This is a genomic window from Mycobacterium stomatepiae (assembly GCF_010731715.1).
GTDB lineage: Bacteria > Actinomycetota > Actinomycetes > Mycobacteriales > Mycobacteriaceae > Mycobacterium > Mycobacterium stomatepiae.
In genome coordinates, this window is record NZ_AP022587.1 from 5,255,928 (window position 1) to 5,277,200 (window position 21,273).

Here is a 21,273-nt window from a genome sequence, read left to right on the forward strand (position 1 = left end):
CGTTATCGATACGAGTGATGGCGGTGACCGGACGGCCGCGCAGACGCCCCGAACAGCGGATCGCCGGCAAAGTCGGCGGCACCGCGCGTGCCTACGGTGACGACGGACGACACCCCAGCGTCTGCCGTGGTCGCTAAAGTCAGGCGGGTAGACGTCAATCTGTCCGCCCCGGCGGCACACTTTTCCCGGCGGTTGGCGAGTCTGATCAGCTCCGCCGCGCCGCTGCTATTGGTCGTGAGCATCGCCGCACGGCTCGGTTTGACGTACCTGACGCCCAACGGCGCGAACTTCGTCGACCTGCACGTATACCTCGGCGGCGCGGCCGCGATCGACCACCCCGGCACCCTGTACAACTTCGTCTACAGCGAGCACACGCCGGACTTCCCGCTGCCGTTCACGTATCCGCCGTTCGCGGCGATCGTGTTCTACCCGTTGCACCTGCTGCCGTTCGGCCTGGCGGCTTTTCTATGGCTGGTCGCCATGATGGCCGCGTTGTACGGCGCGATTCGGATCAGCCAGCGCCTACTCGGCGTGCTGCCCGGCAGCGGACACCGTGTCGCGATGGCATGGACGGCGGTCACGATCTGGATTGAGCCGTTGCGCAACAACTTCGACTACGGACAGATCAACGTCTTTCTGATGCTCGCGGTGCTCTGGGCGATCTGCGCCACGCGCTGGTGGCTCTCGGGCCTGTTGGTCGGCGTGGCGTCGGGAATCAAGTTGACCCCGGCCATCGCGGGTGTCTACCTGGTCGGCGTCCGGCGATTCGGCGCCGCCGCGTTTTCGGCGGTCGTCTTTTTCGGCACCATCGCACTGTCGGCGCTGATCGTCGGCGATCAGACGCGCTACTACTTCACCGATCTGCTCGGCGACGCCGGCAGGGTGGGACCCATCGCGACGTCGATCAACCAGTCGTGGCGGGGCGGGATTTCCCGGATCCTGGGCCACGACACCGGCTTCGGTCCGGTGGTCTTGATCGCCATCGCCGCTACTGCGGTCCTGGCCATCCTGGCGTGGCGCGCCGTGGACTCCTCGGATCGGCTCGGCAAGTTGCTGGCGGTCGAGATGTTCGCGCTGCTGATGTCGCCCATTTCGTGGACCCATCACTGGGTGTGGCTGGTGCCGCTGATGATCTGGCTGATTCACGGGCCGTTGCGCGAGCGGCCCGGCATGCGGATCGCGGGCTGGGGCTGGCTGGCTCTGAGCATCGTCGGCGTGCCGTGGCTGCTGCTGATGGCTCAGCCGAACATCTGGCAGATCAGCCGGCCGTGGTACTTCGCCTGGGCGGGCCTGGCCTACATCGTCGCGGCGGTGGCAACGTTGGTTGTCATCGCGGCCTCCGGCAAACGCGCCGCTGGGTCGGATGCCGCGCCGCCTCGGCGGTCGCAAGCGCGGGCCGCGTCGACGCAGGGCTAGCCCGCGACGATCCCGTTGATGTCGCGGGCCATCTCGACGTCGTTTTTGGTGATACCGCCCTCGGAGCGCGTAACGAGCGCGAAAGTCACCGTCCGCCAACGAATATCGATATCCGGGTGGTGGTCTTTGCTTTCGGCGTGCTCGCCCACCCGGCGCACCGCGTCGATGCCGGCCAGGAAACTTTCAAACTTGATCGAACGGCGCAATGCGCCGTCGGCGCGTTCCCAGCCGTCGAGGTCGGGCAGTGCGGCATCTACCTGTTCATCCGTCAGCACGGCCATGGTCAGCAAACCTTTCTACGCGAAAAACCTTGCCCGTTGCCACGTTACGCCACCGCCTTGGACGTTTACTTGCGGCATTTTGGGGAATACCGGAGTGAACCAGTACGGCGCGCGTCTCGTGAAGCAGGTATTGGCCCCGAGTTAGGGAGGCACGTGGCCGCGATGTCCGAGAAGCTCACGCCGCACTTCGAAGAAGTCCAGGCCCACTATGACTTGTCGGACGACTTCTTCCGGCTGTTCCTCGACCCGACGATGACCTACAGCTGCGCCTACTTCGACCGTCTCCAGCCCATCACCCTGGAGCAGGCGCAGATCCGCAAGGTGGATTTGTCCCTGGGCAAGCTGGGGCTGCGGCCGGGCATGACGCTGCTGGAGGTCGGCTGCGGCTGGGGCAGCACGATCCGCCGCGCGGTCGACAAGTACGACGTGAACGTCATCGGTCTGACGTTGTCGGAGCACCAGGCCGCCCACGTGCGAAGGCTGCTCGACGACATGGACAGCGCGCGCAGCAGGCGGGTCCTGCTGCAAGGCTGGGAGCAGTTCGACGAACCCGTCGACCGCATCGTCTCCATCGGTGCGTTCGAGCACTTCGGTTACGACCGCTACGACGATTTCTTCGAGCTGGCCTACCGTATGCTGCCCGGCGACGGGGTGATGATGCTGCACACGATCACCATGCTGACGCCGCAGCAGATGGTCGAAAGCGGCCTGCCGCTCACCGAAGAGTTGAACAGCTTCACCGAATTCATCGGCACCGAGATCTTCCCGGGTGGCCAGTTGCCGCCGATCGAGATGGTGGAGTTCCACGCCTCGAAGGCGGGTTTCAACCTGAGTCGTCGGCAGTCCCTGCAGCTGCACTATGCGAGGACGCTGGACCGCTGGGCCGTGGCCTTGGAAGAACACCACGAAGAGGCCGTCAGGATTCAGTCCGAAGAAGTCTACCAGCGCTACATGAAATATCTGACCGGCTGCGCCCGCGCATTCCGGGCCGGCTACATCGACGTCAACCAATTCACGCTGCGCAAGTGAATACGATTGCAGCACAACACGAATTCTGCTCTACGCGACCGTGAACAGCGCAGTGGCGTGACCCGCTCTGCCCTACCCTGACCGCATGAAACCCGAGGACTTCATTGCTCTGCATCGCGAGTACTTGGAACGATCCGACGCCGTCAAAGTCCTAGCCGACGCCGACGGCGGATGGAGGGTGTACATCGAGATCGGCGGTCCGTACCAAAACCCGGAGCGGGCCGAAGAGGTGGCCAACCTGATCACCGCAGACCTGGACGACCTATACCGAACCCGGGCGTGAGTAGCGACGATTAATCTGGCTGTCGCCCGACGTAATCGGTAGGGCGGTCATCGATCGCGTGGGCGGCCGACAGCGGGCCGGGGTCGACCGGTTAACTTGTTCAATGGCCTCGATACAGCTCTCGATGGGAATCCCCTCTTTCTCCGTCGAGGCGACGGCGAACTGGGAGCACCTCACCGACTGGGCGCACGTGCTGGAGGGCGCCGGGTTCGACCGCCTGCTGGTCTCCGAGCACATCGCGTTCGGTATGAACATTGACGCCTACGCCGATCCGGATGTCGGGGGAACGGCCGGCGGACGCCAGCCCACCGGGCCGGACGGGCCCTGGCTGGAACCGCTCACCGTCCTGACCTACCTCGCGGCGCGAACCGAGCGCATCCGGTTGGGCACCAATATCCTGCTGGCCGCACTGCGTCCAGCCGCCGTGCTCGCGAAAACCGTTGCGACACTGGATGTCCTGTCGGGTGGTCGGATCGACCTGGGGGTGGGAGTCGGCTGGCAGCGCGAGGAATACGAGGTGGCCGGAGTCGATTTCGACAGGCGCGGGGCGATCCTGGACCAGACGCTCGAGGTGTGCACGCGGCTGTGGCGGGAGAACGAGGTCAGCTACGCATCACCGGAGTTGACCTTCGAGCGGATCCACCAGATGCCCAAACCGCTGCAGCCCGGCGGGTTGCCGATCTGGGTGAGTGGGACGGTCAATCGTGCCGTCGCCCGCAGGCTCGCGCGCTTCGGAAAGTATTGGATCCCTTGGGGTCAGGACGCCCGCGACCTCGCCGGCGGAATCGGGCGGATGCGTGCGGCGGTCGACGCCACCGGCGGCGACCCGGACGGGTTCGGGGTCACCGGCTCGCTTCGGGCGAAGGCCGACGCCGACGACCGGCCGGATCTGGCCGCCGTCGCGGCGGACGCCGCCGCGCTGGCGAAGGCCGGCGTCACGGATCTGCGGCTGACGCACTGGCCGCCGCGTTTCGGGAATCGGGAAGCCGATTTGCGCACTTTCGTCGAAGCGGTTCGAGGCGCGGTGACGGCCTGACCCGCCCATGTCGACCCAGATCGTTGTCGCCGGAGCGGTCATCCGCGGCTCGGCGGTGCTGATCGCGCAACGCGTCCGGCCGCCGGAGTTGGCCGGGCGCTGGGAACTCCCGGGCGGCAAGGTCGCGCCCGGCGAAACCGAGCCGCAGGCCCTGGCCCGCGAGCTGGCCGAGGAGTTGGGCCTCGCGGCCGCCGACGTCGCGGTGGGGCATCGGCTGGGTGCCGACATTTCGCTGGATGACACGACGACGCTGCGGGCCTACCTGGTGCGCCTGCTGGGGGGCGAACCCCACCCGCATGACCACCGGGCGTTGCGCTGGGTGACGGCGGCCGAATTGGCGGATGTGGACTGGGTGCCCGCGGATCGCGCCTGGTTGCCAGACCTGGAGCAGGCGCTCTTAACGATGTCGTAAAGGCGTACGCGGCCAAGTGTCGTGGTGGATATCGGGCTGGTAAAAGCGTGGTTTCCTAACGGCGCTCTGCCTCCCGGTGAGCTGCTCAGTTCGCCATTGGTGGGTCCCCGCTGCCACAATCACCGACGTGCCATTTCGCAATGTCGCCATCGTCGCTCACGTCGACCACGGCAAGACCACCCTCGTCGATGCGATGCTCCGCCAATCCGGCGCGCTGACACATCGCGGCGACGACGCGGTCGAGCGCCTGATGGACTCCGGCGACCTGGAGAAGGAAAAAGGCATCACGATCCTGGCCAAGAACACGGCCGTGCATCGCAAGCATGCGGACGGATCGACGACCGTCATCAACGTGATCGACACCCCGGGCCACGCCGACTTCGGTGGTGAGGTGGAGCGCGGGCTGTCCATGGTCGACGGCGTGCTGCTACTGGTCGACGCTTCCGAGGGGCCGTTGCCGCAGACCAGGTTCGTGCTGCGCAAGGCGCTGGCCGCCCATCTGCCGGTCATCCTGGTCGTCAACAAGACCGACCGGCCCGACGCCCGGATCTCAGACGTCGTCTCGGAGAGTCACGACCTGCTGCTCGACGTCACATCGGACCTCGATGAGGAAGCTCAGAAGGCCGCCGAGGACGCACTCGGCCTGCCGACGCTGTACGCCTCGGGCCGAGCAGGCATCGCCAGCACGACGGAACCGTCCAACGGCTCCAACCCCGAGGGCGACAACCTGGACCCGCTGTTCGACGTGCTGCTCGAGCACATCCCGCCGCCGCAGGGCGATCCGGAGGCGCCGCTGCAGGCGCTGGTGACCAACCTCGACGCCTCGGCCTTCCTCGGCCGGCTCGCGCTGATCCGCATCTACAAGGGCCGGCTCCGTAAGGGCCAGCAGGTTGCCTGGATGCGCGAGGTGGACGGGCACCCCGTCATCACGAACGCGAAGATCACCGAATTGCTGGTGACCGAGGGGGTGGAACGGACGCCCACCGACGAGGCGATCGCCGGGGACATCGTCGCCGTCGCGGGCATTCCGGAGATCATGATCGGCGACACCCTCGCCGACCTCGATCACGCGCACGCGCTGCCGCGCATCATGGTCGACGAGCCCGCCATCTCGGTGACCATCGGCACCAACACCTCGCCGCTGGCGGGCAAGGTCAAGGGGCACAAGTTGACCGCTCGCATGGTGAAGTCGCGGCTCGACGCCGAACTCGTCGGCAACGTCTCCATCAAGGTCGTCGAGATCGACCGGCCCGATGCGTGGGAGGTCCAAGGCCGCGGGGAGCTCGCGCTGGCGGTGCTCGTCGAGCAGATGCGCCGCGAAGGTTTCGAGCTCACCGTCGGCAAGCCTCAGGTGGTCACGCAGACCATCGACGGCCAGCTGCACGAGCCGTTCGAGGCGATGACGATCGACTGCCCCGAGGAATTCGTCGGCGCCATCACTCAGCTGATGGCCGGCCGCAAGGGCCGGATGGAGGAGATGACCAACCACGCGGCCGGCTGGGTCCGGATGGACTTCATCGTGCCCAGCCGTGGCCTGATCGGCTTCCGCACCGACTTCCTCACCCTGACCCGCGGCACCGGCATCGCGAACGCGGTGTTCGACGGCTACCGGCCCTGGGCGGGCGAGATCCGGGCCCGCCACACCGGCTCACTGGTGTCCGATCGTGCGGGCACCATCACGCCGTTCGCGATGATCCAGCTCGCCGACCGCGGCCAGTTCTTCGTCGAGCCCGGGCAGGACACCTACGAGGGCATGGTCGTCGGAATCAATCCGCGCGCAGAGGATCTCGACATCAACATCACGCGGGAGAAGAAGCTGACCAACATGCGGTCCTCGACCGCCGACGTCATCGAGACGCTGGCTCGTCCGCTGGAACTTGACCTGGAGCAGGCCATGGAGTTCTGCGCGGCCGACGAGTGCGTCGAGGTGACTCCCGAGATCGTGCGGGTGCGCAAGGTCGAGCTGGACGCCACCTCGCGGGCGCGCAGTAAGGCGCGGGCGAAGGCTCGGGGCTAGCTTGGTGTTGCCCTGTGCCCGAAGGATTCAGAAAGCCGCCGGGCAGGCGGTCGATACCCTGATGCGCGTGCTACACCGGGCCCGCCACGTTTTGCTGATGGCCGGCGTGGTGCTCGCCTTGATGGGCCTGACGCTGGCCGCCTGTACCGTCAGTCCGCCGCCGGCGCCGCAAAGCACCGATACTCCGCACAACACACCGCCGCCGCCGCAGCGGGTCACCCAGATCATCATGGGCATCGATTCGATCGGCGCCGGGTTCAACCCGCATCTGCTGTCCGACCTGTCTCCGGTGAACGCGGCCATCAGTGCGCTGGTGTTGCCGAGCGCGTTCCGGCCGGTGCCCGACCCCGGCACGCCCACGGGTTCGCGGTGGGAGCTGGACCCGACCCTGCTGGTCTCGGCGGAGGTGACCAGCCAGAATCCGTTCACGGTCACCTACAAGATCCGGCCCGAGGCGCAGTGGACCGACAACGCCCCGATCGGTGCCGACGACTTCTGGTACCTGTGGCATCAGATGGTCACCCAACCCGGGGTGGTCGATCCGGCCGGCTACGACCTGATCACCGGTGTGCAGTCGCTCGAGGGCGGCAAGCAGGCCGTCGTCACCTTCGGGCAGCCGTACCCGGCGTGGAAGGAACTGTTCAACAACCTGCTGCCGGCGCACATCGTCAAGGACGTGCCGGGCGGTTTCGCCGCCGGACTGGTCCGGTCGCTGACGGTCACCGGCGGGCAGTTCCGGGTGGAGAACATCGACCCACAGCGCGACGAGATCCTGATCGCCCGCAACGACCGTTATTGGGGGCCGCCCGCTAAACCCGCCCTGATCCAGTTCCGGCGCGCGGGCGCGCCGGCGGCGCTGGCCGACTCGGTGCGCAACGGCGACACCCAGGTGGCCCAGGTGCACGGCGGCTCGGCGTCCTTCGCCCAGCTGTCGGCCATCCCCGACGTGCGGACCGCCAGAATCATGACGCCGCGCGTCATGCAGCTGACGCTGCGCGCCAACCAGCCCAAGCTGGCCGACGCGCAAGTCCGCAAAGGGATCCTGGGGTTGCTCGACGTCGACCTGCTCGCCGCGGTCGGCGCCGGCAGCGACAACACCATCTCGCTGGACCAGGCCCAGATCAGGGCGCCCAGCGATCCCGGCTATGAACCCACCGCGCCGCCCGCGATGACCAAACAGGCTGCGCTGGCGCTGTTTTCGGCCGCCGGGTATCAGGTCGAGAACAGCGCGCCAACGCCTGACACCACCACGACCCTGCCGCCGACCACCGGGCCGCCGGAGGTGATCCGCGGCCGGATCAGCAAGGACGGCAAGCAGCTGTCGCTGGTGATCGGGGTGGCGGCCAACGACCCGACCTCGGTGGCCGTCGCCAACACCGCGGCCGACCAGTTGCGCAACGTCGGCATCGCGGCGTCGGTGTCGGCGCTGGACCCGGTGACGCTGTATCGCGACGCGCTGACCAACAACCAGGTCGACGCGATCGTCGGCTGGCACCAGGCCGGCGGTAACCTGGCCACGCTGCTCGCCTCGCGCTACGGCTGCCCCGCCCTGGAGTCGACGACGGTCCCGCCCGCCCCGACGCCGCCGTCGACCACACAGGTCGTGTCGACCTCACCGGTCGCGCCGCCCAGCACCGCGCCCACGGCGCCGAGCCGTCAGCCCGAGCCCGGCGCCCTGGTGCAGGCGCCGTCGAACCTCACCGGGATTTGTGATCGCAGCATCCAGTCCAATATCGACGCCGCCCTCAACGGCACCAAGAGCATCACCGACGTGATCACCGCGGTCGAGCCGCGACTCTGGAACATGTCGACGGTGCTGCCGATCCTGCAGGACACCACGATCGTCGGCGCGGGCCCCAGCGTGCAGAACGTCAGCCTCTCGGGTGCCGTGCCGGTCGGCATTGTCGGCGACGCCGGCCAGTGGGTGAAAACCGGGCCGTAGCGGGCCTTAGTCGGCCACCGCGTCCGAGGCCGGCGCGTCCGACGGGATCACGGTGTCCACGATCATCGCCAGCTCGCGCCGATTCGGCGGTTCCCCGGTCAGCAGGAAGTGGTGGTTGATCAGGGCCGGCCCGATGCGGGCGGTCAGCGGGGTCAGGGTGGCCGGATCGATGTCGCCGGCCGCGACGGCGGCGGCCAGGATCGAATCGACGATCTTCAACCGCGGGCGCACCACGGCGTCGGCGAAGATGGTGCGCATCTCGGGCTCGTGCAGCAGCTGATGAATCGTATCGAGGCCGGGGAAGGCGGTCTTGCCGGCCAACACGTCGCGGTGCGCGGTGAAAACCGTCAGCAGGGTGTCGCGCGCCGAGCGACCCGAGCGCGGTTCCGGCAGCGGGGGCAGCGCGAACACCAGTGCGGCGTGCACCAGGTCGTGCTTGCTGCCCCAGCGTCGGTACAGCGCGGCCTTACCGGTCTGGGCGCGAGCGGCGACGCCCTCCATCGTCAGCCCGCCGTAGCCGACCTCGGCGAGTTCGGCCAGCGTGGCCTCGTAGAGCGCGCGCTCGAGCACCTCGCCGCGCCGGCGGCTACGAACGCCGTTCGGTGCTGTCCGGGTGGCATGCGGCATTCCTCGATAGTAGCCGTCAGCGTTCCTATTTGGTGCGCTCTGATGAGACACAACGACCGAGATTACCGGGTCGGCTGCGGGTAGGGTGCGTCCATGCCTGAGACTCCGCGGCTGCTGTTCGTCCACGCGCATCCCGACGACGAGAGCCTGAGCAACGGCGCCACGATCGCGCACTACGCCGCGCGGGGGGCCCAGGTGATCGTCGTGACCTGCACGCTGGGCGAAGAGGGCGAAGTCATCGGCGATCGCTGGGCCGAACTCGCGTTCGACCGGGCCGACCAACTCGGCGGCTACCGCATCGGCGAACTCACCGCGGCGTTGCGGGCATTGCGTATCGGTGAGCCCACCTATCTCGGCGGTGCGGGACGCTGGCGCGACTCCGGAATGGAGGGCACCGAGAGGCGGCGCCGCGAGCGCTTCATCGACGCCGACGAACGCGAGGCGGTCGGGGCGCTGGTCGACATCATTCGCCGGCTGCGCCCGCACGTTGTCGTCACCTACGACCCCAACGGCGGATACGGGCATCCCGACCACATCCGGGCCCACACCGTCACCACCGCCGCGGTCGCCGCGGCCGCGGGCAACGACTACTCCGGCGAGCCATGGCAAGTTCCGAAGTTCTACTGGACGGTGCTCGCGGTCAATGCGTTCACGGCCGGGTGGCACGCCCTGGGCCCCGATGATTTCCAGCCCGGCTGGACCATCCCTCCCCAGGAGGAATTCGACTTCGGCTATACCGACGACGCCATCGACGCCGTCGTGGCGACTGGACCGGATGCATTGGCCGCCAAGGTCGCAGCGCTGGCAGCACACGCCACGCAGGTGGTCGTCGGCCCGACCGGGCGGGCCTGCGCCCTGTCGAACAACATGGCACTGCCGATCCTCGGCGAGGAGCACTACGTGCTCGTCGCCGGTACCGCCGGGGATCGCGATGAGCGCGGCTGGGAGACCGATCTGTTCGCGGGACTGGATCTCGGCGGGTCCGCGACGCGGTAGGCTGCGAAGCAGGCAGCCACGGAAGGAATCGCATGGACCCCGACCTGGACCCTAACTTGCAGCATTGGCAGGACCGGCTGGACAACTTGCAGTGGGTCATCGGCTCGATCATGTCGAGCATCGACAGCGTCCCGACCTGACCGAAACCAGGCCGCGTGTCGCTTCCGTCGAGGACACCGGCGCGACAGATCCCGCAATTCGCGTCGTGGTGTTGGCGCTATTGGCTGTCGACGGGGTCTTATCCGCCCTAGCCGGGGCCCTGCTGCTGCCTCTCTACATCGGCTCGATTCCGTTTCCGATCAGCGCGCTGATCAGTGGTCTGGTCAACGCCGCCCTGGTCTGGGCGGCCGGCCGGTGGACGCGGTCGGCGCGGGTGGCGGCGCTACCGCTGTGGACGTGGCTGCTGTCGGTCGCGGTGATCAGCATGGGCGGTCCCGCCGACGACATCATCTTGGGTGGGAGCGGGCTGATGGCTTACGGTGCTCTGCTGCTGATTGTGCTTGGGGTGGCGCCGCCGGTGCTGGTGTTGTGGCGGCGCGGTCACCACTACGGCTGACGCATGCCCGCCTGGCGCTACTGTTGCGCAATGGCACCCGTTATGGTTGGCCAAAATTCAGATGTTGGGACACGCGGATGAAATTCGATCGTGGGGAAGTTACACCAAGGTGCCAGTGACACCGAGGCCTCCGGGCGAGGAGCCCACAGCTCTGCCTAATCCCGTCGTTCCGCCGAAGGCCAGCGCGTCCGCACTGCGACGAGTGCTGCGCCGGGCGCGCGACGGTGTGGCCCTCAATGTCGACGAGGCCGCCGTGGCGATGACCGCCCGCGGTGCCGACCTTGCCGACTTGTGTGCGAGCGCGGCGCGAGTGCGCGACGCGGGGCTGGAGTCGGCGGGCAGGCGCGGTCCCGACGGCCGGCTGCCGATCACCTATTCGCGCAAGGTGTTCATCCCCGTCACGCATCTGTGCCGGGACAACTGCCACTACTGCACGTTTGTCACCGCGCCGGGCAAGCTGCGCGCCCAGGGCGCCGGCATGTATCTGGAGCCCGACGAGATTCTCGACATCGCCCGCCGCGGCGCCGAACTCGGTTGCAAGGAAGCACTATTCGCTCTCGGCGATCGGCCGGAGGACCGCTGGCCCGAGGCCCGCGAATGGCTCGATGCGCGCGGCTACAACTCGACGCTGTCCTACGTGCGCGCGATGGCGATCCGGGTGCTGGAGGAAACCGGGCTGTTGCCGCACCTGAATCCGGGCGTGATGAGTTGGTCGGAGATGTCGCTGCTCAAGCCGGTGGCGCCGTCGATGGGCATGATGCTCGAGACGACGTCGCGCCGGCTGTTCGAGACGAAAGGGCTTGCGCACTATGGCAGCCCGGACAAAGACCCGGCGGTGCGGCTGCGGGCCCTCACCGACGCCGGCCGATTGTCCATTCCGTTCACCACCGGTCTGCTGGTCGGCATCGGGGAGACGCTGGCCGAACGTGCCGACACCTTGCACGCGATTCGCAAGTCGCACAAGGAATTCGGTCACGTCCAAGAAGTGATCGTGCAGAATTTCCGCGCCAAGCAGCACACCGCGATGGCCGGTGTGCCCGACGCCGGGATCGACGATTACCTGGCGACGATCGCGGTGGCGCGCCTGGTGCTCGGCCCCGGCATGCGCATCCAGGCGCCGCCGAATCTGGTGTCCCGCGAGGAGTGCCTGGCGCTGGTCGGCGCGGGCGTCGACGACTGGGGCGGGGTTTCACCGTTGACGCCCGACCACGTCAACCCGGAACGGCCCTGGCCCGCTCTGGACGAGCTGGCCGCCGTGACCGCCCAAGCGGGATTCGAGTTGGTGCAGCGGTTGACCGCGCAGCCCAAGTACGTGCAAGCCGGCGCCGCGTGGATCGACCCGCGGGTCCGGGGGCATGTCGTGGCGCTGGCCGATCCGGCGACCGGCCTGGCTCGCGACGTCAACCCCACCGGCATGCCGTGGCAGGAACCCGACGAAGCTCAATCGAGCGGGCGGGTCGATCTGCACGCCGCGATCGATAGCGAGGGACGCAATACCGAGGCGCGCAGCGACCTCGACAGCGCGTTCGGCGACTGGGAGTCGATCCGCGCGCACGTGCACGAGCTGGCAGCCAGGGACGTTAGTGCTCCCCAGCGCATCGACACCGACGTGCTGGCCGCCCTGCGCTCGGCCGAGCGCAACCCCGCCGGCTGTTCCGACGACGAGTACCTGGCGCTGGCCACGGCCGACGGTCCGGCATTGGAAGCTGTTGCCGCGCTGGCGGATTCGCTGCGCCGCGACACGGTCGGTGACGACGTGACATTCGTGGTCAACCGCAACATCAACTTCACCAACATCTGCTACGCCGGTTGCCGGTTCTGTGCTTTCGCGCAGCGCAAGGGCGACGCCGACGCGTATTCGCTGTCCGCGGCCGAGGTTGCCGATCGAGCCTGGGAGGCTCATGTCGAAGGCGCAACCGAGGTATGCATGCAGGGTGGGATCGACCCCGAGTTGCCCGTGACCGGCTACGCCGACCTGGTACGCGCCGTCAAGGCGCGGGTCCCGTCGATGCACGTGCACGCGTTCTCACCGATGGAGATCGCCAACGGTGTGACCAAGAGCGGGTTGAGCGTTCGCGAGTGGCTGATCAGCCTGCGCGAGGCCGGGCTCGGAACCATCCCGGGCACCGCCGCCGAGATCCTCGACGACGAAGTGCGCTGGGTGCTCACCAAGGGCAAGTTGCCTACCTCGATGTGGATCGACATCGTCAGCACCGCGCACGAGGTGGGCCTGCGATCGTCGTCGACGATGATGTACGGACACGTCGACAGTCCCCGGCATTGGGTCGGCCACCTCAGCGTGTTGCGCGCAATCCAGGACCGCACCGGCGGTTTCACCGAATTCGTGCCGTTGCCATTCGTGCATCAGAGCTCGCCGCTGTACCTGGCGGGTGCGGCCCGTCCGGGGCCCACCCATCGCGACAATCGGGCCGTGCACGCGTTGGCGCGAATCATGCTGCACGGCCGCATTTCCCAGATTCAGACCAGCTGGGTCAAACTCGGCACCGAGCGCACCCAGGTGATGCTCAACGGCGGCGCCAACGACCTGGGCGGCACGCTGATGGAGGAGACCATCTCGCGGATGGCCGGCTCGGAATACGGGTCGGCGAAGACGGTGGCCGAGCTGACCGCGATCGCCCACGGCATTGGCCGCCCGGCGCGTCAACGCACCACCGACTACAGCCCGCTGGCCGCCTAGCGTACTGCTGCTGCGACGTCGACCGGGCGGTCCGTCAGCGAGCCGTGGCTCAGTAGTTGTTACAGACGACCGCGACCTGCTGGATCGTGTTGAAGTACTTCGCGGCCGCCGGCATGCCCTGGATCTGCGCGGCCATCTGCTGACGCTTCGGCGGCGGCGAGGCAAGGAACTGCCGGATGTAGTTCTGCGCGAATGGCGACGCGTTCAATTCCTGGGCGGTGGCCGGATCGTTCGCGTTCAGCGCGGCCATCACCTGCGGGTAAGTGCAGGTTGTGTTGATGATCGGATCCAGCGGGTCTGCCGAAGCAATCCCCGCCGCGGCGCTCAGCGCCACTGCCGCACCACCGACCGCGGCTGCCAGTTTGGTTAACGACAGCGTCATCATGCTTGGACACCTTCCCCGGATTTATGAAGCCAACGACGGCTACGTGATCTGCCCTAACGGCTGCCGTCTGGGACGAGGCTACCAGCCGCTGCGGACGTTCTTTTGTTGCACAGTTATTCGGACCCCCCGCCCGGAACGTAACTATCCCCAGATCAACATCTGAGTGACGTTCGTCACATGAAGGAAAACGTCGGCGAATCACCGGTTGGCGATCTCGTCGACACGTTCGAATGGTCGGAAGGGCGACCTGCGAGGCTGCGAGACTGACCGTATGAAAGGGGGCAATCATCGTGGCGTGCCAAGTGGTTGACGTGTATGTGCGACGTCTAGTATCAGTAACCGAAAGCTTTGCTTACGCGGCCGGAAGCGCCGCAGCGAGGCAAACAGCAGCCCACACTGAGCAATCAAAAGAGAAAACGTTGAGGAGACGTCCGTGACGTACACGATCGCCCAACCCTGCGTCGACATCAAAGACAAGGCGTGCATCGAGGAATGCCCCGTCGACTGCATTTACGAGGGCGCACGGATGCTCTTCATCCACCCCGACGAATGCGTGGACTGCGGCGCCTGCGAACCGGTTTGCCCTGTTGAAGCGATCTACTACGAAGACGACGTGCCCGATCAGTGGAGCCAGTACACCCAGATCAACGCCGACTTCTTTGTTGAGCTGGGTTCACCCGGGGGCGCGGCGAAGGTCGGGATGACCGAGAATGACCCGCAAGCGGTCAAAGATCTGCCGCCGCAGGGCGAAGGGGACTAAGGGGGAGCAGTGGCGCAGGACCCCAGGGGGGGCCGACCTGCCTTGTCGGCATCTCTGCCGGAGTTTCCCTGGGACACCCTGGCAGAGGCGAAAGCGTTGGCCAGCGCGCATCCGGACGGAGTCGTCGACCTGTCTATCGGGACCCCGGTAGACCCGGTCGCGCCGGTGATCCAAGAGGCGCTGGCGGGCGCTGGTTCCTCGCCCGGATACCCCGCCACCGCCGGCACCGCCCAACTGCGCGAATCCGCGGTCACGGCGTTGGGTCGCCGCTTCGGCGTCACCGGGCTCGCCGAGTCCGCGGTGTTGCCGGTGATCGGCACCAAGGAACTCATCGCCTGGCTACCGACCCTGCTGGGGCTTGGGCCCGCGGACGTGGTCGTGGTTCCCGAGCTGGCCTACCCGACCTATGACGTCGGCGCCCGGCTGGCCCGGGCGCAGGTGGTCCGCGCGGATTCGCTGACTCAACTGGGGCCGCAATCGCCGGCACTGGTCTACCTGAACTCGCCGAGCAACCCGACCGGACGCGTGCTGGGCCTCGATCATCTGCGCAAGGTGATCGGGTGGGCGCGGGAGCGCGGTGCCGTGGTGGCTTCCGACGAGTGCTACCTGGGGCTGGGCTGGGAGGCCGAGCCGCTGTCGGTGTTGCATCCCGACGTCTGCGACGGCGACCACACCGGACTGCTGGCCGTGCATTCGCTGTCGAAGAGCTCGTCGCTCGCGGGATACCGGGCCGGTTTCGTCGCCGGCGATCGCGGCCTGGTCGCCGAGCTGCTGGCGGTGCGCAAGCACGCCGGAATGATCGTGCCGACGCCGGTGCAGTCCGCCATGGTGGCCGCGCTGGAGGACGACGACCACGAGAAGGTGCAGCGCGAGTGCTACGCGCGCCGTCGCGCCATCCTCGCGCCGGCGCTGCGCGCGGCGGGCTTCACGATCGACGATTCCGAAGCCGGGCTGTATCTGTGGGCAACCCGCGGTGAGCCCTCTCGCGACAGCGTCGGGTGGTTGGCCGGCCGGGGCGTCCTGGTGGCGCCCGGCGAGTTCTACGGCCCGCGCGGCGGGCAGCATGTGCGCGTCGCCCTGACCGCCACCGACGAGCGCATCGACGCCGCCGTGCAGCGGCTCACCGCATAGCCCGCGCGCCGATCGCGAGAAATCAGGCGTCGGTCTGCTGCTGATCAGCCGAACCGGCAGAATGCATCGAAGGCATTACCCAACCGCTGAATCTCGGGTAAGGAATGTTGTCGTGACAACTTCGGCTGGCAAACTGCGCCTCCCACTGTCGGTCCAGGACATCGCCAAGCGCCTCTTCCTGGGAAAGCCGCTGATCACCGAGGAGCTGGCAGGCGAGAAACTGTCGAATCCGGTTGCCCTAGGCGGACTTTCGCCCGACGCGATCTCGTCGACCGCCTATGGCCCCGAGCAGATTCTGATCGAATTGCTGCCGGCCGCGGGGCTGGCGGCGTTTGCCTTGCTGCTTCCGATCACCGGCGTCATCCTGTTGATCCTGGTGTTGGTGACCGCGTCCTATCGGCAGGTCGTAATGGCCTACACCCGCGCGGGCGGGTCCTACATCGTGGCGCGGGAGAACTTCGGGCCGCGGGTGGCTCAGGTCGCCGCCGCGGCGCTGTTGATCGACTATGTGGTGACAGTCGCCGTGCAGGCGGCGGCCGGGACCGTGGCGGTGGTGTCGGCCATCCCGTCGCTCGGGCCGCACAGCCTGCAGATCACGGTCGGCGTGGTGCTGCTCATCTGCTTCTTGAACCTGCGCGGGTTGAAGGAGGCGGGCTGGCAGTTCGCGTTCGCCACCTACTTCTTCATCGCGATGGTGGGCCTGACAATCGTGGTCGGCGTCGCGCGGGTGTTGATCGGCGACCTGCCGGTGTACGACCCCACGCAGATGCCGGGAGCGGTGCCGGTGCACAAGGCCGACGGCCTGGTGATGGGTGCGACGATCCTGACCTTGCTGCGCTCGTTCGCCAACGGTGGTTCGTCGCTCACCGGGGTCGAGGCGATATCGAACACCGTCGACGTGTTTCAAAAGCCCCAGGGCCGCAACGCACGTAAGGTGCTCACCACGATGGCCAGCGTGCTCGGATTTCTGCTGGCCGGTGTCGCCTACCTCGCCTTTGCCACGCACGCGACGCCGTACGAGAGTGAATACCCGTCGGTGCTGTCCCAGATCGCCCGCGCGGTCTTCGGTGGCGGCGTGGTGGGCAACGTGTTTTACATCCTGGTCCAGACGGCTACGGCCGCGATTCTGTTCACCGGTGCCAACACCAGTTTCAACGGCTTCCCCGCGCTGGCGAGTTTCGTCGCCGAGGATCGCTTCCTGCCCCGGCAGTTGATGAAACGCGGTCACCGCCTGGTGTTTTCGAATGGCATCATCACGCTTACCGCGCTGTCGGTGGTGCTGCTGGTGGTGACGGGCGGTTCGGTCAACGCGCTGGTGCCGTTCTACGCGATCGGTGTGTTCACCGGATTTTCGATGGCCGGCTACGGCATGACCAAACACCATCTGACCCATCGCGAGTCGCGTTGGCGTACCCGGTTGGCGATCAACCTTTCCGCGGGAATCCTGTCCACGGTCGTGGTTGCCATCTTCGCGGCGGCGAAGTTCACCGAGGGAGCCTGGCTGGTCGTCGTCGTCTTCCCATTGCTGGTGTTCATCCTGATGCGGCTGAATCAGGAATACCGTGCGGAGGCAGCGATTCTCGAGATGTTCCGCACCGAGCGGCCCGATTTGGTGAAGTATGCGCGGCACAAGGTGTTCGTGTTCGTGAACTCCGTCGATCTCGCGGTGATCGAAGCACTGCGGTACGGCAAGGGATTACGAGCCGACGAAATGATCGCGGTGCACTTCATGGTCGATGCCGCCTACGCCGCGCAAATACGAAAGCGCTGGGATCACTTCGAACTCGACACCCGGCTGCGCGTCGTGGACTGCCCGGACCGGCGGATCATCCGCGCCGCGCAACGCTTCATCGCCAAGGCGATTGACGAACAGCGGAACACCAACGTGACGGCGCTGTTGCCGCGCCGCACCTATAACCCGTTGGTGGGCCGGCTGCTGCACGATCGCACCGCGGACAAGATCGCCCGAGCGGTCAGCATGATTCCGGACGCCGCCGCGACGATCGTTCCGTACGACGTCCAAACGCGGATCGAGGAGGCCTATCCGGAACGCTTCGAGCAACGGATCGCGCACGAATTCGAGAAGTTCGGCGAGTGGGTTACCCGCGGTGAGGACAAGGACGTCGAAGCCTACGAGCATCCGGATCCGTCGCGGTCGGTGATCACCGTCGCGAGCCTGATCTCGGGGCGCAGCGCCACCTTTGAAGGACGGGTCAACGAGGTCGAGGACACCAGCAAAGGCCGGCGCACCATCCGGTCGGTCGTCGTCGGCGACCACAGCGGCGAGATCACCGTCGTGTTCCCGTCCGGGCACAAGGGTGCCGACATCCAGCCCGGGCAGCTGTTGCGCATCACCGGCAAGCCCAAGCAGAGTGGCAACCGGCCGATGTCGATGGTCGATCCGATGTACCACATCGTGGAGGACCCGGCGCAGGCCGGCAGGCCCGGGGCGTCGCAGACCAGCACCACCTGAGCATTAACGTGGCGACGGCATGACCGGCGTTCCACGGAAAGGACTGCAGTGAAGCGACTGCTCGCGATTTTGGCATCCCTAGTGAGCCTCGTATTCACCGCCAACGGTTATCGGCCGTTGAGCAAGGGCGGATACGGCTCGGCATTCGCGTTCGCTTATGGCGCATTCGCCTCGGAGCTGCCGCTGCAGATGATCGGGGTTCAAGTCACGGCGCAGGCGGCGCTGTCTCCTCGGCTGCCCGCGCGGACGCGGCGGATCAGCTGGCTGTTCTCGGCGGTGTCGGCGCTGGGGCTGTTGGGGTTACGTCGTTTCGGGCAGCAGGCCAACGAGCCGCTGACGGCCGCGCTCGACGCCGGACTGGGAACCGACCGCCGAACCGAGTCGGGCGACTTGTGGAAACGTCCGGCGCCCGGCGGTGCCACCGCGAAAAGGCCCGGCGCGGCACGCATGTTGCGGATCTATCGTGACTACACACACGACGGCGACATCAGTTACGGGGAATACGGTTCGCGCAACTATCTCGACATCTGGCGACGGCCTGATCTCGACTGCAACGGGCGTGCGCCGGTGTTGCTGCAGATCCCCGGCGGCGCCTGGATGGTGGGAAACAAACGCGGACAAGCACATCCGCTGATGAGCCACTTGGCCGAACTGGGCTGGATTTGCGTGGCGATCAACTACCGGCTCAGCCCGCGTTCCACTTGGCCGGACCAGATCGTCGACGTCAAGCGCGCGATCGCGTGGACGAAGCAGCACATCGCCGAATACGGCGGCGACCCGGACTGGATTGCGATCACCGGAGGTTCGGCCGGCGGGCATCTGACGTCGCTGGCCGCGTTGACCGCCAACGATCCACTCTTTCAGCCGGGCTTCGAAGAAGCCGACACCGGTGTGGATGTGGCGGTGCCGTTTTACGGCGTGTACGACTTCAACGCGACCGGCACCGCGGTACATCCGTTGATGGCGGCGATAGTGGCCAAGAACGTGTTCAAGGTCAGTCGCACGGAGATCGCCGAACCGTTTCGCGCGGCGTCACCGATTGAGTACGTCCGCCCAGACGCCCCACCGTTTTTCGTGCTGCACGGCACCAACGACTCGTTGGTGCCGGTCGAGCAGGCCCGCAGCTTCGTGGCGCGGTTGGGTGAGGTCAGCAGCCAGCCCGTGGTCTATGCCGAGTTGCCTTGGGCGCAGAACGCGTTCGACATTTTCGGCTCGGCCCGCGCGGCGCACGCCGCGGTGTAGCGGGCGTTAGAGGCTGCGCATGCCGATGAACACCAGCACGCACCCGGCCGCGGCCAGCAGGCTGGCGACCTCGACGCGCCGGCGAGACCGGATCCAGATTTGCAGCGCGGCCATCCACGCACGTGTTTGATCGGGTGCCAGCAGACAGGCCAGCAGTGGGATCTCGACGAGTGCGAACGCCACTACGTGGAACATCAGCAGCGCGCTGAACTGCGTCATGGCGGCGGTGCCGGAAGCCACGATCGCGGCCAGCGCCGCCAGATAGTCGACGGACGGCAAGGCGATCCCGAGGCCGGCCACCCCCGCCACCCACAGCGAACGCCCGCGCAGTAGCCGCCGGGAAAACCGGCCCAGGCCGTGATGCTCGTGCAGGTCCGACTTGTCGGTGGGGGTGCGTTTGAACGCGCCGACCTTGTCTCGCAGCGCGACCTGTGCCGTCAGCACGACGGCCACGAGCAGCGCCGAACCGCCAATCAGAATCTGAAGTTTCGGCAAACTTAGCTGCGGAGAACTCAGCAGTCTGCGCTGCAGGCCGAATACGACGGACATGCCCACGGTCATGCCCATCGCGAAGCCGCCGCAAAGGAACGCGAACAACTGCAACATCGGCTTGGGTCGGTTCAGCATCAACACCGTCATGCCGATCCGGAACGGCTCGACGCTCATCGCGAAGGCCATGACCAGAAGGGTGATCCACATGTCAGGATTCGGGTGCCTCGGCGTCCAACAGGGTGACGTACGAGTGCCGCATGGGCGTTACGTTACCGTCTGCCGTGCGGGCCGGCGTGTTGCGCCTCGCTAGGTAGTTACACCCCAATGCAATACACGCGACGTCAGCAGGACGATTCCGAGCGAGACCGTGGCGACAACTGTGAGCCCTATCACAGCCACGACCAGTGGGCGCCATCCGGTGCGGGCGATCTGACGGAAATCGGTGTTGAGCCCGACCCCCGCGAAGGTGAGCACAAACGCCCACTTCGACACGTTCGCCAGGTTTGCGGTTTGCCCTTTCGCCAGCCAGCCCGCGGTCGCGATCGCCGACACCGCCAGGAAGCCCAGCACGAACTTCGGGAACTTCTGCCAGATGAACTCGGCCTTGGCTGATGCGCCGGGGGCGATCTCGTCGGCTTGTCCGCGCGCGGCCCAGTACAGCGCGAAACCGAGCACGACAAACCCGATCAGCGCGTTGCGGGTCGACTTGACCAGCACCGCGATCTTGCCGGCGTGGTCGGAGTACAGGTAGCCGGTGGCGGTGGTTTCGGCGGTGTTGTCCACGGAAAGGCCTGCCCACAGGCCGAATTCGTGGTCGGTGAGCCCGATCGCGTGACCCAGCGGCGGCAACACGAACAGCGACACCGCGCCCAGTGCCAGGATCGCCGCGATGGCGTAGCTGACGTCGGAGTTGCGAGCCCGGATGGCGCCCTTGGCCGCGATGATCGCCGACACCCCGCAAATCGAGGTGCCGATCGCCAGCAGCGAGCCCAGCTTGCCCGACAATCCGAACGCCCGCGCGACGAAGATGATGACGGTTCCCGCGATCGTCATGTCCACCAGAATCTGGACCAGGCTGATCGCGCCGAGCTTGGCGATGTCACCGAGCACGAATCGCGCTCCCAGCACCACGATCCCGACCTTGAGCCAGAACTCGTAGGTCCGCACGCCGGCACGAAATATCCGGTGCAGGCCGATGGTGTTGGTGATCAGCAGCCCAATCACGATGGCCCACAACACGTATTCGATGTCGGGAACTCGTCAGTGTTCGTGTTTGGCCAGCGTGTTCCACCAGATCTGAGCGTATTTACCGAGTAAGCCGACGCCGATCAGCAGCAAGATTCCCGGCAGGTAGTGCAGCGGTTGCCTGCTGGTAAACGTGGGTTCGTCCAGCGTTTCGTCCGGTTCGACGCGAGTGGTACTCACGCGATCACCACGGAATCTTCGGGAGCGCATTGGCCACTGCCAACACCACGATCACACCGGCGACCAGCGTCG

The 21,273-nt window shown here is 66.7% G+C and carries 18 protein-coding genes and 1 pseudogene; 14 read left to right on the plus strand and 5 right to left on the minus strand.

From position 1 onward, the window contains the following. Positions 1-126: 126 nt before the first annotated feature. A complete protein-coding gene (locus G6N54_RS25070) occupies positions 127-1,416 on the plus strand; it encodes a mannosyltransferase (protein WP_163792982.1) in 1,290 nt (429 codons plus the stop codon). Here G6N54_RS25070 and G6N54_RS25075 read toward each other — a convergent pair. Then, positions 1,413-1,697 carry a 4a-hydroxytetrahydrobiopterin dehydratase gene (locus tag G6N54_RS25075; protein ID WP_163792984.1) on the minus strand — a complete coding sequence of 95 codons (285 nt, stop codon included), beginning with the start codon at positions 1,695-1,697 and terminating at the stop codon, positions 1,413-1,415. The two genes, G6N54_RS25070 and G6N54_RS25075, sit on opposite strands and share 4 nt — an antisense overlap. Before the next feature lie 162 nt (positions 1,698-1,859). Here G6N54_RS25075 and G6N54_RS25080 point away from each other — a divergent pair, with 162 nt between their 5' ends. The 6 genes from G6N54_RS25080 (at position 1,860) to G6N54_RS25105 (ending at position 8,416) form a co-directional block, all read left to right on the plus strand. Then, entirely contained in the window at positions 1,860-2,726 is an 867-nt protein-coding gene (locus G6N54_RS25080) for a cyclopropane mycolic acid synthase family methyltransferase (protein WP_163794957.1), read from the plus strand. Positions 2,727-2,811: 85 nt separating this feature from the next. After that, on the plus strand, positions 2,812-3,009 hold the full coding sequence (locus tag G6N54_RS25085; protein WP_163792986.1) for a hypothetical protein: 198 nt from the start codon (positions 2,812-2,814) through the stop codon (positions 3,007-3,009). 103 nt (positions 3,010-3,112) lie between these two features. Next, positions 3,113-4,045, plus strand: coding sequence for a TIGR03619 family F420-dependent LLM class oxidoreductase (locus G6N54_RS25090; protein WP_163792988.1), 933 nt, complete (start codon positions 3,113-3,115; stop codon positions 4,043-4,045). A gap of 7 nt (positions 4,046-4,052) precedes the next feature. After that, positions 4,053-4,457, plus strand: a complete 405-nt coding sequence (locus tag G6N54_RS25095) for a (deoxy)nucleoside triphosphate pyrophosphohydrolase (RefSeq protein WP_163792990.1) — start codon at positions 4,053-4,055, stop codon at positions 4,455-4,457. Between the two features lie 127 nt (positions 4,458-4,584). Continuing rightward, positions 4,585-6,474, plus strand: coding sequence for a translational GTPase TypA (gene typA, locus G6N54_RS25100; protein ID WP_163792992.1), 1,890 nt, complete (start codon positions 4,585-4,587; stop codon positions 6,472-6,474). A 97-nt stretch (positions 6,475-6,571) separates the two neighbouring features. Beyond that, positions 6,572-8,416 carry an ABC transporter family substrate-binding protein gene (locus tag G6N54_RS25105; RefSeq protein ID WP_372513224.1) on the plus strand — a complete coding sequence of 615 codons (1,845 nt, stop codon included), beginning with the start codon at positions 6,572-6,574 and terminating at the stop codon, positions 8,414-8,416. A gap of 6 nt (positions 8,417-8,422) precedes the next feature. On the opposite strand, the gene G6N54_RS25110 is transcribed toward G6N54_RS25105, so the two are convergent. Then, positions 8,423-9,043, minus strand: coding sequence for a TetR/AcrR family transcriptional regulator (locus G6N54_RS25110; RefSeq protein WP_179969125.1), 621 nt, complete (start codon positions 9,041-9,043; stop codon positions 8,423-8,425). Between the two features lie 93 nt (positions 9,044-9,136). Here G6N54_RS25110 and mshB point away from each other — a divergent pair, with 93 nt between their 5' ends. The 3 genes from mshB to G6N54_RS25125 all read left to right on the plus strand — a co-directional run bounded on the left by mshB (position 9,137) and on the right by G6N54_RS25125 (position 13,293). Beyond that, positions 9,137-10,039, plus strand: a complete 903-nt coding sequence (gene mshB, locus G6N54_RS25115) for an N-acetyl-1-D-myo-inositol-2-amino-2-deoxy-alpha-D-glucopyranoside deacetylase (RefSeq protein WP_163792998.1) — start codon at positions 9,137-9,139, stop codon at positions 10,037-10,039. Positions 10,040-10,130: 91 nt separating this feature from the next. Then, complete coding sequence (locus G6N54_RS25120) at positions 10,131-10,595, plus strand: hypothetical protein (RefSeq protein ID WP_163793001.1); 465 nt, start codon at positions 10,131-10,133, stop codon at positions 10,593-10,595. A 61-nt stretch (positions 10,596-10,656) separates the two neighbouring features. Next, a complete protein-coding gene (locus G6N54_RS25125; protein WP_163793003.1) occupies positions 10,657-13,293 on the plus strand; it encodes a bifunctional FO biosynthesis protein CofGH in 2,637 nt (878 codons plus the stop codon). A gap of 49 nt (positions 13,294-13,342) precedes the next feature. On the opposite strand, the gene G6N54_RS25130 is transcribed toward G6N54_RS25125, so the two are convergent. Then, the gene (locus G6N54_RS25130; RefSeq protein ID WP_179969260.1) at positions 13,343-13,675 is read right to left on the minus strand and encodes a hemophore-related protein; all 333 of its coding nucleotides are present in this window, start codon (positions 13,673-13,675) and stop codon (positions 13,343-13,345) included. Positions 13,676-14,111: 436 nt separating this feature from the next. On the opposite strand from G6N54_RS25130, the gene fdxA reads away from it, so the two are divergent. The 4 genes from fdxA to G6N54_RS25150 all read left to right on the plus strand — a co-directional run bounded on the left by fdxA (position 14,112) and on the right by G6N54_RS25150 (position 19,284). Then, positions 14,112-14,438: a ferredoxin gene (gene fdxA, locus G6N54_RS25135; protein ID WP_085221076.1), complete on the plus strand. Its 327-nt coding sequence runs from the start codon at positions 14,112-14,114 to the stop codon at positions 14,436-14,438. 42 nt (positions 14,439-14,480) lie between these two features. Then, positions 14,481-15,569: a succinyldiaminopimelate transaminase gene (gene dapC, locus G6N54_RS25140; RefSeq protein WP_163793005.1), complete on the plus strand. Its 1,089-nt coding sequence runs from the start codon at positions 14,481-14,483 to the stop codon at positions 15,567-15,569. A 112-nt stretch (positions 15,570-15,681) separates the two neighbouring features. Then, positions 15,682-18,042, plus strand: coding sequence for an amino acid permease (locus G6N54_RS25145; protein WP_163793007.1), 2,361 nt, complete (start codon positions 15,682-15,684; stop codon positions 18,040-18,042). Between the two features lie 48 nt (positions 18,043-18,090). Further along, positions 18,091-19,284 carry an alpha/beta hydrolase gene (locus G6N54_RS25150; protein WP_163793009.1) on the plus strand — a complete coding sequence of 398 codons (1,194 nt, stop codon included), beginning with the start codon at positions 18,091-18,093 and terminating at the stop codon, positions 19,282-19,284. A 6-nt stretch (positions 19,285-19,290) separates the two neighbouring features. Here the strand turns inward: G6N54_RS25150 and G6N54_RS25155 are convergent, their stop codons facing one another. Then, complete coding sequence (locus G6N54_RS25155; protein WP_163793011.1) at positions 19,291-19,983, minus strand: GAP family protein; 693 nt, start codon at positions 19,981-19,983, stop codon at positions 19,291-19,293. 99 nt (positions 19,984-20,082) lie between these two features. Then, positions 20,083-21,231, minus strand: a pseudogene (locus G6N54_RS25160) (YeiH family protein). Positions 21,232-21,273: the final 42 nt, after the last annotated feature.

Bases quoted from the DNA above. Each gene is read 5' to 3' on its own strand.
- G6N54_RS25095 (WP_163792990.1), top strand. From the start codon at position 4,053: ATGTCGACCCAGATCGTTGTCGCCGGAGCGGTCATCCGCGGCTCGGCG.
- G6N54_RS25075 (WP_163792984.1), bottom strand. From the start codon at position 1,697: ATGGCCGTGCTGACGGATGAACAGGTAGATGCCGCACTGCCCGACCTC.
- G6N54_RS25155 (WP_163793011.1), bottom strand. From the start codon at position 19,983: ATGTGGATCACCCTTCTGGTCATGGCCTTCGCGATGAGCGTCGAGCCG.
- G6N54_RS25085 (WP_163792986.1), top strand. From the start codon at position 2,812: ATGAAACCCGAGGACTTCATTGCTCTGCATCGCGAGTACTTGGAACGA.
- G6N54_RS25110 (WP_179969125.1), bottom strand. From the start codon at position 9,043: ATGCCGCATGCCACCCGGACAGCACCGAACGGCGTTCGTAGCCGCCGG.
- G6N54_RS25090 (WP_163792988.1), top strand. From the start codon at position 3,113: ATGGCCTCGATACAGCTCTCGATGGGAATCCCCTCTTTCTCCGTCGAG.
- G6N54_RS25080 (WP_163794957.1), top strand. From the start codon at position 1,860: ATGTCCGAGAAGCTCACGCCGCACTTCGAAGAAGTCCAGGCCCACTAT.
- mshB (WP_163792998.1), top strand. From the start codon at position 9,137: ATGCCTGAGACTCCGCGGCTGCTGTTCGTCCACGCGCATCCCGACGAC.
- G6N54_RS25105 (WP_372513224.1), top strand. From the start codon at position 6,572: ATGGCCGGCGTGGTGCTCGCCTTGATGGGCCTGACGCTGGCCGCCTGT.
- G6N54_RS25125 (WP_163793003.1), top strand. From the start codon at position 10,657: ATGTTGGGACACGCGGATGAAATTCGATCGTGGGGAAGTTACACCAAG.
- G6N54_RS25130 (WP_179969260.1), bottom strand. From the start codon at position 13,675: ATGACGCTGTCGTTAACCAAACTGGCAGCCGCGGTCGGTGGTGCGGCA.